General features: G+C 71.5%; 12 protein-coding genes. 2 read left to right on the top strand and 10 right to left on the bottom strand.

Annotated features, from left to right (window positions below; translation table 11 throughout):
• Window positions 1-61: 61 nt before the first annotated feature.
• From rpmA to D5S19_RS33795, 9 genes are all read right to left on the bottom strand, one after another.
• The gene (gene rpmA, locus D5S19_RS11610; RefSeq protein WP_120023363.1) at window positions 62-319 is read right to left on the bottom strand and encodes a 50S ribosomal protein L27; all 258 of its coding nucleotides are present in this window, start codon (window positions 317-319) and stop codon (window positions 62-64) included.
• 40 nt (window positions 320-359) lie between these two features.
• Window positions 360-674, bottom strand: a complete 315-nt coding sequence (gene rplU / locus D5S19_RS11605; RefSeq protein ID WP_098515217.1) for a 50S ribosomal protein L21 — start codon at window positions 672-674, stop codon at window positions 360-362.
• 163 nt (window positions 675-837) lie between these two features.
• Window positions 838-4137, bottom strand: coding sequence for a translation initiation factor IF-2 N-terminal domain-containing protein (locus D5S19_RS11600; RefSeq protein ID WP_120023362.1), 3300 nt, complete (start codon window positions 4135-4137; stop codon window positions 838-840).
• A gap of 562 nt (window positions 4138-4699) precedes the next feature.
• Window positions 4700-5509, bottom strand: a complete 810-nt coding sequence (locus D5S19_RS11595) for an ABC transporter permease (RefSeq protein WP_120023361.1) — start codon at window positions 5507-5509, stop codon at window positions 4700-4702.
• Window positions 5509-6312, bottom strand: a complete 804-nt coding sequence (locus D5S19_RS11590) for an ABC transporter permease (RefSeq protein ID WP_120023360.1) — start codon at window positions 6310-6312, stop codon at window positions 5509-5511. The genes D5S19_RS11595 and D5S19_RS11590 overlap by 1 nt, the downstream gene beginning before the upstream one ends.
• Complete coding sequence (locus tag D5S19_RS11585; RefSeq protein ID WP_120023359.1) at window positions 6312-7247, bottom strand: ABC transporter ATP-binding protein; 936 nt, start codon at window positions 7245-7247, stop codon at window positions 6312-6314. Before D5S19_RS11585 ends, D5S19_RS11590 begins: the two co-directional genes overlap by 1 nt.
• Before the next feature lie 108 nt (window positions 7248-7355).
• A complete protein-coding gene (locus D5S19_RS11580) occupies window positions 7356-10682 on the bottom strand; it encodes a phosphodiester glycosidase family protein (protein WP_407641744.1) in 3327 nt (1108 codons plus the stop codon).
• Between the two features lie 101 nt (window positions 10683-10783).
• Window positions 10784-11515 (bottom strand): maleylpyruvate isomerase family mycothiol-dependent enzyme, encoded by a 732-nt coding sequence (locus D5S19_RS11575; protein ID WP_120023358.1) that lies wholly within the window; start codon window positions 11513-11515, stop codon window positions 10784-10786.
• Between the two features lie 9 nt (window positions 11516-11524).
• Window positions 11525-11833 carry an MmyB family transcriptional regulator gene (locus D5S19_RS33795; protein ID WP_325050255.1) on the bottom strand — a complete coding sequence of 103 codons (309 nt, stop codon included), beginning with the start codon at window positions 11831-11833 and terminating at the stop codon, window positions 11525-11527.
• A 148-nt stretch (window positions 11834-11981) separates the two neighbouring features.
• Here D5S19_RS33795 and D5S19_RS31975 point away from each other — a divergent pair, with 148 nt between their 5' ends.
• Window positions 11982-12302, top strand: a complete 321-nt coding sequence (locus D5S19_RS31975) for an SDR family oxidoreductase (protein ID WP_158605521.1) — start codon at window positions 11982-11984, stop codon at window positions 12300-12302.
• 42 nt (window positions 12303-12344) lie between these two features.
• Here D5S19_RS31975 and ndk read toward each other — a convergent pair whose 3' ends face one another.
• Window positions 12345-12755 (bottom strand): nucleoside-diphosphate kinase, encoded by a 411-nt coding sequence (gene ndk, locus D5S19_RS11565; protein ID WP_098514081.1) that lies wholly within the window; start codon window positions 12753-12755, stop codon window positions 12345-12347.
• Window positions 12756-13043: 288 nt separating this feature from the next.
• Between ndk and D5S19_RS11560 the strand changes: the two genes are divergently transcribed.
• Window positions 13044-13445 (top strand): periplasmic substrate-binding domain-containing protein, encoded by a 402-nt coding sequence (locus D5S19_RS11560; RefSeq protein ID WP_120023357.1) that lies wholly within the window; start codon window positions 13044-13046, stop codon window positions 13443-13445.
• The last annotated feature ends 5 nt before the right edge of the window (window positions 13446-13450 follow it).

Raw genomic sequence — 13450 nt, 5'->3', positions numbered from 1 at the left:
GAGTAACGGGCGACGTGATCCGCGCTTTCCGCGGACACACGCCGCCCGTTCTTCTCCGAGATCAGGCCTCGACCGGCTCAATGTTGACGGTCTTACGACCGCGCTTCGCACCGAACTTGACCGCACCGGCGGCCAGCGCGAACAGCGTGTCGTCGCCGCCACGGCCGACGTTCACGCCGGGGTGGAACTTGGTGCCCCGCTGGCGGATGATGATCTCGCCCGCGTTGACCTGCTGGCCGCCGAAGCGCTTCACGCCGAGGCGCTGCGCGTTCGAATCACGACCGTTACGGGAGCTGGACGCACCCTTCTTGTGAGCCATCGTTCAAGCCCTTCTTGCTCTGGCGAAGATCCGGAAAGTCTTACTGGGAGATCGCGGTGACCTCGACGCGGGTCAGCTTCTGCCGGTGACCCTGGCGCTTGTGGTAGCCGGTCTTGTTCTTGAACTTGTGGATCCGGATCTTCGGACCCTTGGTCTGCTCGACGACCTTGCCGGTGACCGAGACCTTCGCCAGCGCGTCGGCGTCCGTGGTGACCTGGCCACCGTCGACGAACAGCACGGCGGTGAAGGTGTGCTCGGTGCCCGGCTCGCCCTCGAGCTTCTCGACCTCGACGACGTCGCCGACGGCCACCTTGTACTGCTTGCCGCCGGTCTTGACGATCGCGTACGCCGACACGGAAGTCTCCTGCATTACTCGACAATGGGTTCAGGGGCTGGCGCGGCCGGCCCGCCGGGAGGCGGTCCAGGTGCTCGCGCAGCGGCTCACTCTGGCGGTGAGCCGTAGTCCAGGTTACGGGAGGCCCCGGGCTTGGTTACACCCGGGGTCCCCCTGCGCTCGATCAGCTCTGGTCGGTGGCGTGCACCGGCGGGCCTGCCGGCCGCGAAGCCGCCCGCCGCGAGCGCCGACGGCCGCTGCGTCCGGCCGGAGCGGGCACCTCGACCTCGGGTTCCCCGACGGGCTCCGCAGCGGCCTCAGGGGCTTCTGCGGGCTCCGGTTCCGGAGAGGACGGCGCCACGGCCGGTTCCGCCTGGGGCACCACGGTTTCGTCGGCCGACGTAGTGACCGGCGCATCCGCGACTTCCCGGGCGGGGCCGGCGGACGGCTCCGCCGGGCGCACCTCGGCCTCGTCGGCCGCAGTGGTCACCGGCTGGCCGGCGAGTTCCCGCGCGGGACCGGCGCTTCCGGCGGCCCGGCTCGCGACCCGGCGGGACCGGGTGGCCGAGCGGCGGGCGGGTTCGGCGGACGGGGCCTTGGCGGTCACCGGCTGGTCGCCGGCGGACTCGCCGCGGCCCTCGCGGGGCTGCCGGTCCGGTTCGGCCGCCCGCTCCCCGTCGGGCTGGTCGTGTTCACCGCGGGTGGACGCGGCCTTCGAGGCGTTGGCCATCGCCTGTACCGCGGAGGCCACCGATTCGCGCTGCTCCGGCGTCGGGCCCGTGGGCACCGGCTCGTTCTTCGCCTGATGCTCGGTGTGCTGCTCTTCGCCGCCCTTGCCGCGGCCGCGGGAACGCCGGGAGGACTTCGTGTCCCCGCCGTGGTTGTGCCCGTTGCCGTTGTGCCCGCCGCCGCCACCGCCGTTGCCGCGCTGCGGTTCGGTGGAGACGACCACGCCGCGGCCCTTGCAGTGCTCACACGGCGTGGAGAACGCTTCGAGCAGCCCGGTGCCGATCTTCTTGCGGGTCATCTGCACCAGGCCGAGCGAGGTGACCTCGGCGACCTGGTGGCGGGTGCGGTCGCGGCCGAGGCATTCGGTGAGCCGGCGCAGCACCAGTTCCCGGTTGGACTCCAGCACCATGTCGATGAAGTCGATCACGATGATGCCGCCGATGTCGCGCAGCCGCAGCTGGCGGACGATCTCCTCGGCCGACTCCAGGTTGTTGCGGGTCACCGTCTCCTCGAGGTTGCCGCCGGAGCCGGTGAACTTGCCGGTGTTCACGTCGATCACGGTCATCGCCTCGGTACGGTCGATGACCAGGTAACCGCCGGAGGGCAGCCAGACCTTGCGGTCGAGCGCCTTGGTGATCTGCTCGTCGATCCGGTGGTCGGCGAACGCGTCGCCGTTGCCGATGTAGCGCTTGAGCCGGTCGGTCAGGTCGGGGGCGACGTGCTGCACATAGCCGTGGATGGTGTCCCATGCCTTGCCGCCCTGCACCTCCAGCTGGGCGAAGTCCTCGGTGAACAGGTCCCGCACGACCTTGACCAGCAGATCCGGCTCTTCGTAGAGCATCGCCGGAGCGCCGCCCTTCTTGCCGGACCCGGCCGCGGCCTTGTCCTTGATGACGTCCCACTGCGCCTTGAGCCGCTGCACGTCGCGGTCCAGCTCCTCTTCGGAGATGCCCTCCGAGGCGGTGCGGATGATCACGCCCGCGTCCTCCGGGACGATCCGCTTGAGGATGTCCTTGAGCCGGCGGCGCTCGTTCTCCGGGAGCTTGCGGGAGATGCCGGTGGCCCCGCCCGCGGGGACGTAGACCAGGAACCGCCCGGGCAGCGAGATCTGCGTGGTCAGCCGGGCGCCCTTATGCCCGACCGGGTCCTTGGTGACCTGCACGAGCACGCTGTCGCCGGTGGAGAGGGCCTGCTCGATCTTGCGGGCCTTGCCTTCCAGGCCGGCCGCGTCCCAGTCGACCTCGCCGGCGTAGAGCACGGCGTTGCGGCCGCGGCCGATGTCGATGAACGCGGCCTCCATGCTGGGCAGCACGTTCTGCACCCGGCCCAGGTACACGTTGCCGACGATCGAGCCGGTGCCCGACTGGGTCACGAAGTGCTCGACCAGCACGCCGTCCTCGAGCACGCCGATCTGCGTGGAGTCGCCCTTCTCGGCGACGACCATGGTGCGCTCGACCGCTTCGCGGCGGGCCAGGAACTCGGCCTCGGACAGGATCGGGGCACGGCGGCGGCCCGCCTCCCGGCCGTCGCGGCGGCGCTGGCGCTTGGCCTCCAGCCGGGTGGAGCCGCGGACGCTGCGCACCTCGTCGCGCGCCGGGCGCTCGGACTCGGACTTGCCCTGGCGGACATGGGTGACCGTGTTCGGCGGGTCGTCACCGGCCGTGGTCTCGGCCGCGTCGTCGTCCCCGCCCTTGCGGCGACGGCGACGGCGGCGGCGCTTGCTGCCCCCGTCGGCGTCGTTGTCGTCGCCGGAGTCGGCCTCGTCCTGCTCAATCTTGTCCTCGCGCTTGCCGCCCTGGTCGGCGGCGGGCTGCTCGGCGTCCTCGGACTGCTCGGTGGCGTCGGCGCCCTCTTCGCCGCCCTTGCCACGGCCACGGCCACGGCGGCCACGGCGGCGGCGACGGCGGCCGTTGGCGTCCTCGCCGTCCTCGTCCGGGCGCTCGTCGCGCGGCTCGGACGCGGTGTCCTCGGCAGCGGTGTCTTCGACGTCCTCCGTGGCCTCGGCCGGCGCGGGCTTGCTGCGCGTAGTGGGCTGCGTTTCCTGCTCCTCCGGCGGCAGGAAGACCGGCGACGGCGCGGCGAACACTGGCACGTGCACCGGACCCCGGGCGGGCGTGGCCTGCCCGATCTCCTGCTGCTCGGCAGGGATCGCCGGGGCGACCGCCCGGCGGCCGCGCCGGGAACCGCCTCGCGCGGTCTTGCCGCCGGTGGTCCCGGCGGCGTCGGCGGGTGCCGGGCCGGTGGTGAACGGGCTGGTCACGACGGCCTGGCCAGGCGCGTCGGCCTTTGCTTCGCCGTCTTCGGCGGGCTCGGCCGCGGCGGCCGGGGTGGCCTCGGGCTCGGGGGCGGTCCGGGCGGCCGAGCCGCGGCGGCGCTCCCGGGTCCGGGCGGGGCGGGCCGGGGTTTCGGCGGTCGCGGCTTCAGCGGGCTGGTCGGCGCGGGCGGTGGCTTCGTCCGTGGCCGGGGTCGCCGGAGCCGGACCGGCGGCCGGGGTGGGGTCCGCGGCCGGGGTGACGCCGGCGGCCTGGTCCAGCGCCTCGGCCACCTGGTGGGCGACCTCGCGGGTCACGCTGGAGGCCGCGCTGCGCGGGCTCTCCCCGAGTTCGGCGAGTTTGGCGAGCAGGTCGCGGCTGCTCTGGCCGAGCAGCTTGGCCAGAGCGTGCACGCGGATGCGCGGCGGCAACTCGCCCAGGCGGCTGGTGGGTTCGGCGGTAGTCCCGCCGGTCTGGTCGGCGGGTGTGTCCGCGTTCGGCATGTTTCTCCTCCGCCCCCGGGCGCGTCCGCCGGTTCACACCGGTCACGACGCGGCCGCACAGGGGCCCTTTCCGTTCCGTGCCCGCCGTGGTGACCAGCGGCGGGAATCCTGCTGGCGACCGTGCGCTCCGCCGGAACCGGCGGCCGCGCACGTCCTGGTCTGCTCGGCGGCGTGCCCCCGGGACCGCCGCCGGCACGTCGACCTTGGCCCGGCCTCCCGGGGGCGACGCGCGTAGTGCCGGTCCGGCACTCCACCGGGCCACTCACGACGCGAGCGGGATGCCCGTCGGCGCGGCGGCCAAGGTCAGTATCCCACACCCGGGGGTGCACCCGGTGGAGTCGGTGCCCCGGGGCAGGCGTCCGGGCGCGCCGCGTGCGGCTCTCCGCCTGGTCGGGGCGGCCGGGATTCGCCCCGACCTGCGCTTACGGCAGGACGACCGTGGGGGAGACGGCGGCGAACTGCGCTTACGCCGAAACAGCCGTCGTGGTCCGATCCGCCGGGCGCAACCGGCAGATCGGAAGTTGCCTCCATCCCGGCAGCCCCGGTCGGCCGGCGGAGCGGTTCAGGTCAGCAGCAGTTTCGCGATCCTCCTTGTCGCGCCCCACACGCCGAGCGCGGCGAGCGCCAGCAGGTAGGCCAGGTTGCCGGCCATCCCCCAGGAGAAGAACCCGGCGGCGAGCCCGCGCATCAGCTCGATGGCGTGGTACAGCGGGAAGCACCGGACCGGCCATTGCAGCGCCTCGGGGTACACGGTGAGCGGGAAGAACGTGGTGGAGAACAGGAACATCGGCATCAGCACGAGCTGGATGTAGTCCAGCTGCGAGGTGGACTTCAGGAAGCTCACCAGCGCCATGCTGATCGCCGAGAAGGCGAACGACACCAGCAGCGCGACCGGGAGCAGCGCCAACGCCCACCACGACGTGAGCAGGCCCATCGCCCCGGTGATGCCCATGAACGCGACGGTGTAGAGCCCGCCGCGCAGCATCGCCCAGCCGATCTCGCCGAGCGCCACGTCCAGGGGTCCCACCGGGGTGGCGAGGACCGCCTCGTAGTGGTTGGCGTAGCGCAGCTTGAAGAACATGTTGTAGCTCTCGAACACCGCGCCGTTCATCGCCGAGGCCGCGAGCAGCGCCGGGGCCACGAAGGCGACGTAGCTCATCGGCTGCCCGTCCGGCCCGGCCACGGTGGTGACCAGCCTGCCGAAGCCGATCTGGAACGCGAGCAGGTACAGCAGCGGTTCGAGCGCGCCGGAGACCAGTACGAGCCACGAACGGCCGCAGACGACCACCGAGCGTTCGATCAGCGCACCGGCCCGGCCGTGGTACCCGGTGATCGGCAGGATGCGCAGCAGCAGCCCGGGCCGCGCGGTCATCACGCCACCAGCCTTCGGTAGAACCCGCGATGCGCGATCGCCCAGCCGACGAGCACGAGCACGATCAGGTACGCGAGATGCCCGAGCACGGCCCCGGCGCCGAGACCGCCGAGGGTGGCCGCGCGGGCCAGCTCGGTACCGTGCCACAGCGGGGAGAGCCAGGCGAGCCAGCGCAGGAACACCGGGATCTGCGTGATCGGGAAGAACGTGCCGGAGAACAAGGTCATCGGGGTGAGCACGAACCGGAACAGCAGGCCGAACCGCTGGCCCTCGTCGAAGGTGTACGCGGCCAACGCGGTGACCAGTACGGCGCAGGCGAGCCCGGTCAGCGTGCCGACCAGGACGACGATGAGCGCGCCCGCATTCGGCCAGGCGCCGAACAGCAGCGCGATGAGCCCGTAGACCAGACCGGCCGTGGTGAGCCGCAGGGTGGTCCAGATCAGGTGCCCGCCGAGCACCTGGCCGGGCGACACCGGTGTCGCGGTGACCGCGAGATAGTCCTTCTGCCATTTGAACCCGGACAGCACGGGGTAGCTGGACTCGCCGATGCCCAGCTGCGCGGCGCCCGCCACGAGCAGCGCCGGGGCCAGGTAGACCAGATACGGCACCCCGCCGGTGGCCGGTCCGGCCTTGACCTGCGAGCCGAAGCCGAGGCCCATCGCGGCGAGGAACACCACCGGTTGCAGCCCCGTGGAATACAGCGTGCTGACCCAGTGGCGCCGGTACCAGGTCCAATGCCCTTCGACGCGCAGCCAGGCGCCGTGCAGCGGGCCGACCACCCGGGCGGCGGACGCGGTCGCCATCAGTCGACCAGCGTCCGGCCGGTGAGCCGGAGGAACACGTCCTCCAGCGAACTGCGACGGACCAGGCTGGACACCGGGCGTACCCCGCGTTCGTGCGCACGTTCCAGGGTGGCTTCGCCGGTCATGGTGTAGAGCAGCACCCGGTCCGGCAGGACCTCGGTGCGCTCGGCCAGCCCGGCGAGCCCCGCGGCGGCGGCCTCCTGCTCCCCCGGCGCGAACCGCAGCTCCACCACCTCCCGGGTGGAGTACCGCGCGATCAGCTCGGCAGGCGAGCCCTCGGCGGCGATCCGGCCGCCGTCCATGACGACCAGGCGATCGCACAGCTGCTCCGCCTCGTCCATGTAATGCGTGGTCACGATCAGCGTGGTGCCCTCGGCCTTGAGCCGGAACAGCCTGTCCCACAACAGATGCCGGGCCTGCGGGTCGAGCCCGGTGGTGGGCTCGTCGAGCAATAGCAGCTCCGGGTCGTTGACCAGCGAACGGGCGATGGTCAGCCGCCGTTTCATCCCGCCGGAGAGCGAGTCCACGGGCTTGTCCGCCCGGTCGGCGAGCTGCGCGAATTCCAGCAGCTCCTCGGCCCGGCGCCGCACGTGTGCCCGGGACAGCCCGAAGTAGCGACCGTAGACGTGCAGGTTCTGCCGCACGGTCAGCTCGGTGTCGAGGTTGTCCTCCTGCGGCACCACGCCCAGCCGCGCGCGGATCCGCGGCCCGTCGGCTTCCGGGTCCAGGCCGAGGACCCGCAGCTGCCCTTCGGTGCGCGGGGACACGCACGCGATCATCCGCATGGTCGAGGACTTCCCGGCCCCGTTGGGACCGAGGAATCCGAACGCCTCCCCTCGCCGCACGGCGATGTCGATGCCGCGTACTGCTTCGAACTCGCCAAAACGTTTCACCAGGGCCTTGGCTCGCACCAATGCCGAGTCGATCTCTGCCACCCCGCCGACTCTAGGCGGGGGCACCGACAGTTTTCGACAGACTTGTTCCGGCCGGGGGTTGCAGGCGGACCTGCCGGATGCGCCGGGACGGCGAATGACCCCGGCAGCTCACGGCACCGTGATCGCCGTCGTGCGGGAGACCCCGTTCACCGCAACCGAAATCCACGCGGTCCCCGGGCGCAGGGCGTGGACCGTGCCGGTCGCCGGGTCGAACGAGACCGCGTCGCGCGGGCCGGACGGCCAGGTGCCGATGGTCCAGTGGGCGCTGACCGGGTAGGCCACGGGGATGGTGCGGGTGCCCTGGGTGAAGGTGGCGGTGATGCGGGCGGTCGCGGTGCGGGGCAGAGTGGTCGGGCCGGTCAGGGTGAGGGTGTCCACGTTCGGGTGGGTTTCGAAGCGGACCGGCTGGGCTCGGTCGGCCGGGTCGAGGCGTACGAGTGTCCAGCCGGCGAAACCGCCGTCGCCGGGGGCGGCGGCGGGGGTCTTGCCGGAGTTTCCGTTGACCAGATAGGGCACGCCGTCGGTGCGGGACAGCGCGAAGACGCCTGCGTGGGAAGCGATCGCGGCGGCCGGTTTTCCGGACTTCTCTTCGAACCCGGTCAGCCAGGTCTGCAGGAGGGCGGCTTCCTTTCGATCCGTGAGCTGCGAGTTCCCGGTCGGGCTGGGGTCGAGCACCGGGTGGTGCATGGCCACCGCCACGCCACGCACCGAACGGTCGCCGGCGGCGGTGTCCAGCGCGTCGCGCAGCATCCGCACCTGGTCGAAGCCGCCGGCCCGCAGGGACCCGCGAGAGGAGTCGAGCAGGACCAGCCGGATGCCGTGGACGTCGACGACGCGGTGGGTCGCCCCGAAGACCTCCTGGAACCGGGCCAGTCCGTCGCCGCCTTCGGCCTCATGGTTGCCAGGCACGTAGTACCACGGCACTCGGCCGTCGAGTTCTTCACCGATCACCTTGCGCGCCAACGCGAAGTCCGGCGCCGTGCCGCGGTCCACGAGGTCGCCGTTGATCAGCACGAGGTCCGGTTTCGCGGCGACCGCCTCCCGGAATGCGCGCCGCGCCTGGGCGACGAGCGGGCCGTCCGGCGCGTCCGCGGTGAACTGGGCGTCGCTGACGACGGCGATCCGCAGGCCGCCGGTGCCCAGTGTGCCATCGGTGACGAGCGCGGGATCGTGGTAGGCCGGGTCGCCGGGGATCTGGGCGGTGGGGGCGACCTCGAAGGTGAGGTCGTCGAACACGAGGTGGCCCGAGTACTGCTGATCCGGCACGTTCTCCACGGCGTAGAACCGGGTCAGCCGCTGGCCGTCCGGCAGTCCGGCGGGCACCGTGGCCGTGACGTACCGCCAGCCGGTCCAGTCGACGCTCAGCGAGAGGTCCACAATGGACGCAACGTTCGCCGCGTCGCGCAGTTCCGCGCGCAGCCACGCGCCTTTGCCATCCCCGTTGACCCACAGGCCGATCTTCTGCGTACCCGCAGGCACCGGGATCGGATTGGCTGCGTTCACGTACGCTGCGCGCGTCGCGGTGGTGCCGGTGAGGCGGTAGTCCAGAGCGAGGCCTTTGCCGCCGTCGCGGCCTTCGGCCGAGGATAGCGCGGCGCCGACCACGGCCGGGTACACGGATGCGGACCAGCCGTCCGGGCCGTCGAGCGGAGACGCCACCTGCGGGACCGCGCCGATGGAGGCACCGAGGTGCTCTGTCAGCCCGGCAGCGTGCACGGTGATCGCTGTGGCGCCGGAGGAGGCCAGAGCCGTTACGGCGAAGCCGTTGCCCGAAGGAACCACTTTCACTACCGAGGTGTCGTACTCCAGCTTCACGTCCGACGGCTCGAGCCAGGTTCCGTAGCCGTCGGCGTCGTAGCCGTAGACCTGGAACGTCCCGCGCGCACCGGAGGCGGACAACGCGACCTGCTTCGCGCTCGTACCGAGGCGAACCGGCGTACCCAGCACAGTGAGCTTCGTGTGGCCACTTGCGCGGCCTTGCCGTGCAGTGACATCAACGTCTGTGCGCACGTCGTTCTCGTGCGCGGTGAAGACGTTCCTCGTCACCGTGCCGGGTGCTGGATTCGAGACATGCCAACCCGGGTTGGCCGCGACCGCGGCACCAGTCTCGTCATGACCGTTTGGCGTGAGTACGCGAGTCAGGCCGGACAGCACGCGGTCGGAGTTGTCACCCTGTTGCGCAGGCGCCGGTGCGAAGCCGGTCAGCCGCCCGCTGCCGGGGACCGTCGCCACGCCGATCCCGTTGGGTACCATGCGCTCCTCGCCGTCGGAGGGCGAGTTGCGCACGGCCGGCATGGCCTCGCCTTCGCCGCGGGCGAGCAACGTCGAGGAGCCACCGCCGTCGAGGTTGATCGCGTCGTCGGCACCGAGGCTTTTCATCTGCCGCGCCAGTTCCAGCTCGGTCATGCCCCGGCTGTCGGCCTGTCGTCCGTCGACAGTGATCAGCCACATCCGCTTGCCGTCCGCGGAGAACCCCACCGCCGTACGCGGCGCGAGAGCTGTGTCGTTGACCGGCTGCAGCTGTCCGTCCTTCAGCAACGCCTCGTTGCCGCCGACAGCGACCGCGATCTTCCCGGCGTCCGTACGCGGCGCGTACGAGACGCCTACCCGGTCGCCGACGTGCAATGCCGATAGAGCGTCCGCGCCTGCTTCTCGGCCGAGCAGGAGGATCGCGCCGGCCGGGACAGGCCCGTCCGCAGGCTTCGCGCGAAGTTGCGTAACCACGCCGTCGTGAATCTCCGCTTCGACGACACGCTGTGCTCCGGCGACCGAAGTCCCACGCGCCGAAGCGCCCCACAACGGCGTGTACACGCCCAACGCGTCCTTGCCGAGTACGGGGCTGTTGAAGTTGCTGGCGGGGACGACACGGCCGTCCGGCATCGTCACCGACGCCTCAAGGAAGATGTCCGCGAGCTTCGCGCGGCCTTCCTCGGTGATCGCCGCGGTCGTGTTGTGCCCGGCCGCCGGCGCCGTCTGCAGCTTCCCCTTGTCGATCCCGACGCCGATCGGGGCGCCGGTCGCGTTGATGTCGAAGAAGTCCCCGTTCACGCCCGCGACCGCGCCCGCCTTGGCGACCTGCTGAGAAAGCGGGGTCCGCGCGGACACCGTGCCAGGGCTGAGGTACGTCGGCTTCAGCACCTTGCTGGTGAGGTCGACGCTCAGGGTGTCGCCGCGGATCCAGCCCTTCGGGTCGAAGCGGTCGAACTGGGTGAGGTCCAGACCGGGCGCGACCTCCGTCGACGAGCTGCTGGTCACCAATCCGTCGTCGGCGGCCGGAGCGGCTGCGGAAACCGGCGCTTCACGGGCCGAAGACGCCGCGGGGGCACCTTCCACCGGCGGCGAGCCGAGCGGCGCGGCGAGTGGATCGGCCTGGGCGGGAGTGGCCAGCGAAACCGTGAGAACGGCCGCCAGCAGCAGGAAGCGTGACTTCTTCACAAGAACCCCAGGATCGAGGAAGCAGCTTGGGTCAGGTAAGTCGACCGGCACGGCTTCCGGAAGACGCGCCGGTGAACGCCGCCTGAATGGCGCAGGGACGATCAGGGCGTGAGCTTGGCCGCGAGGAACCCACGAGCGGCCTCCTCGGCCTCCGCCGCTCCGGTGATCCGCGGGCTGATCTCGCCCCGTTTCCACAGCAGCATCAGCAACTCCTGGGCCGTCGCCTCAACCGTCGCGACGGGCTCCGCCTCGCCGAGCGCGGGCGGTTCGCCGGGCACGAGCGTCCAGGAATACCCGAGATCACTGGCGTGCAAAGCGATCGGTGCGGCCAGGGAGGGGATGGCCACGAACCGCGCGGCCACGGGCAGGAACCTGCCGAGCACCTCGTCCACCCCGTCCGCGGCCACCAGCGGTTCCAGCCGGACCACTTCGCCACGAGCGGCGTGCGCGTCGATCAGGTGCACTGCGGTTTCGTGCACCTGACGGCGGAACCAGAACGCCTTGGTCATCTCGATGCCGGCGAAGTGCCGGGACGGCTCGTCCGGATCCGCTGCGGCGAGCACGTCCAGCAACCTGGCCGCGCTTTCGGCATACCAGCCCGCCGGGTCCTCCCCCATCTCCGCCTCGACACGCTCCTGCTGCCCGGTCTCCACGATCGTCGCCACCGTCCGGTGCACGACGCCCAGGTGGGCCAGGAGATCACGCCGGGTCCAGTCTCCACAGCTGGGCACTGCGGCCTCGAACCGGCCGGCCCGCGCCTCTTCGGCGAAGGCCTCGGTCAGTGCCCGCAGGTGCGGCAGGTAATCCGGCGCAGGAAACGGAAAAGTCGGCACGGGCCGAGACTAGCGCGCGGCGGTACCGTCCTCCAGCATGATCGTCTGCGTGCCGAGGACCGAGAGCAGCCGCAGCGCCTCCTCGGCCGGCGAGCCGGGCGGAGCGGAGTAGAACACGACCTGCTGGTCCCGGTCGGAAATCTCCAGCACGTCACAGTTCACCGTGATCGGACCGACTGCCGTCATCCGGGCGGCGGTGGACCGGACCGTGCACCGGTTCGGGCGGCTCGACATCGCCTTCACCAACGGGGCGACGCTCGCCCCGCCCCCCAGGGTTCCGGCAAAGTCGGTGTAGAGGTCCGTGAAGGGACCCTTCACGGACTCTGAGTCTGTGAAGGGTCCCTTCACAGACCCGAAACCGGTCCGGCGCACGCTACGAGGTGGTCGCACACACCTCCGCATCGCCCACTGCCGGGTCCCCGACCAACTTTGCCGACACCCTGCCCCGCCCCCGCCGGTGGACCGGATGCCGATGGCCGATTTCGACCGGCTCTACGCAGTGAATCTGCGCGGCCCGTGGCCGGCCATGGTCACCGAGGCCGACGCGATCCGGGCGAGTGCCGGCATCCGGGTCAACGCGATCGCGCCCGGCTACACCGTGACCGAGATGTCCGGCGCCCGGGCGAACGACAGCCCGGGTCTGGCCGAACGGCTGATCGCGGCCACCTCCCTGGGCCGCGGCGCTGGTCCCGCGGAGATCGCCGAGGCGGCGGCCTGGCTGCTCAGCGACCGGGCCTCCTACGTCAGCGGCACGGTGCTGCCCGTGGATGGCGGGATGGCGGCCTGAACCGCGGGTGCCGGGGAGCCCGTCCCCGGCACCCGCTCCGGCTCACAGGTCCGGGAACCAGAGCTTCAGCTCGCGCTCGGCCGACTCCGGCGAGTCCGAGCCGTGCACGAGGTTGTACTGCGTCTCCAGGGCGAAGTCGCCGCGCAGCGTGCCCGGGGTGGCCTTCTCCACCGGGTCGGTGCCGCCAGCCAGCTGACGGAACGCGGCGATGGCGCGCGGGCCCTCGACGGCGAGCGCGACGACCGGGCCGGAGGTGATGAACTCCAGCAGATCGCCGAAGAACGGGCGTTCCTTGTGCTCGGCGTAGTGTTCCTCGGCGAGCGACCGCTCGACCGTGCGCAGCTCCAGCGCGGCCAGCTTCAGGCCCTTGCGCTCGATGCGCGAGACGACCTCGCCGACGAGGCCGCGCGCGACGCCATCGGGCTTGACGAGGACCAGCGTGCGTTCAGTCACGACGGTGTTTCTCCTTGGTGGATTGGCGTTACCGACCCGGCCGGAAGCAGGCGACGTACCCGTGGACACTGTTTCCCGCCGGAGGGGTAACGAACAGCACAGTATTCGCCCGCTGAGCCTATCCGGTGCGATCACCCGTGCCGCGGGGACGGTGTGGTCACTACCCCGCGCCACCTCACCCCGCCCGCGAACCACCGCCGCGTCCTCGACCGAGCTGCTGTTCGTCAACGGCCGCAGCGGACCGCTGAGCGACGCGCGGGTCCGCAAGGCCATCTCGGTGTCCAGGCGATGCAGGCAGCTCTGGCCAAGGCGGGCATCACGCTGCAGACCCAAGCCCTCGATCTGGGCGCCTGGGTCGACAACGTGCTGGCCTACCAGTCGGTCAGCGATCCGGGCAGCACGGCCGAGTCGACGATGGCGTTCTCCATCTCGACGAAGGGTTTCGCCGGCGGCTGGTCCACCGACGTTGCCAAGGCGTCGCTTCAGGAGTACCAAGAGGCGACCGACCCGGCGAGCCAGGCGGACGCGCTGGACAAGTTCCAGAACTGGGTCGGCGCCGAGCTGCCGGTGATCCCGACCGTCTCGGTGCGACCGTGGCTCGTGCGCAGCAGCCGGGTCGGCGGCTACGAGGGGCTGGGCCAGATCACCCAGCAGGCCCTTGCCTTCGAGGAGCTGTGGATCGGCAAGTAGGCAAC

The sequence above is a fragment of the Amycolatopsis panacis genome, from assembly GCF_003600245.1.
GTDB lineage: Bacteria > Actinomycetota > Actinomycetes > Mycobacteriales > Pseudonocardiaceae > Amycolatopsis > Amycolatopsis sulphurea.
Note: the sequence above shows the minus strand (reverse complement) of the source record. Positions and strands in the feature narration are given on the sequence as shown.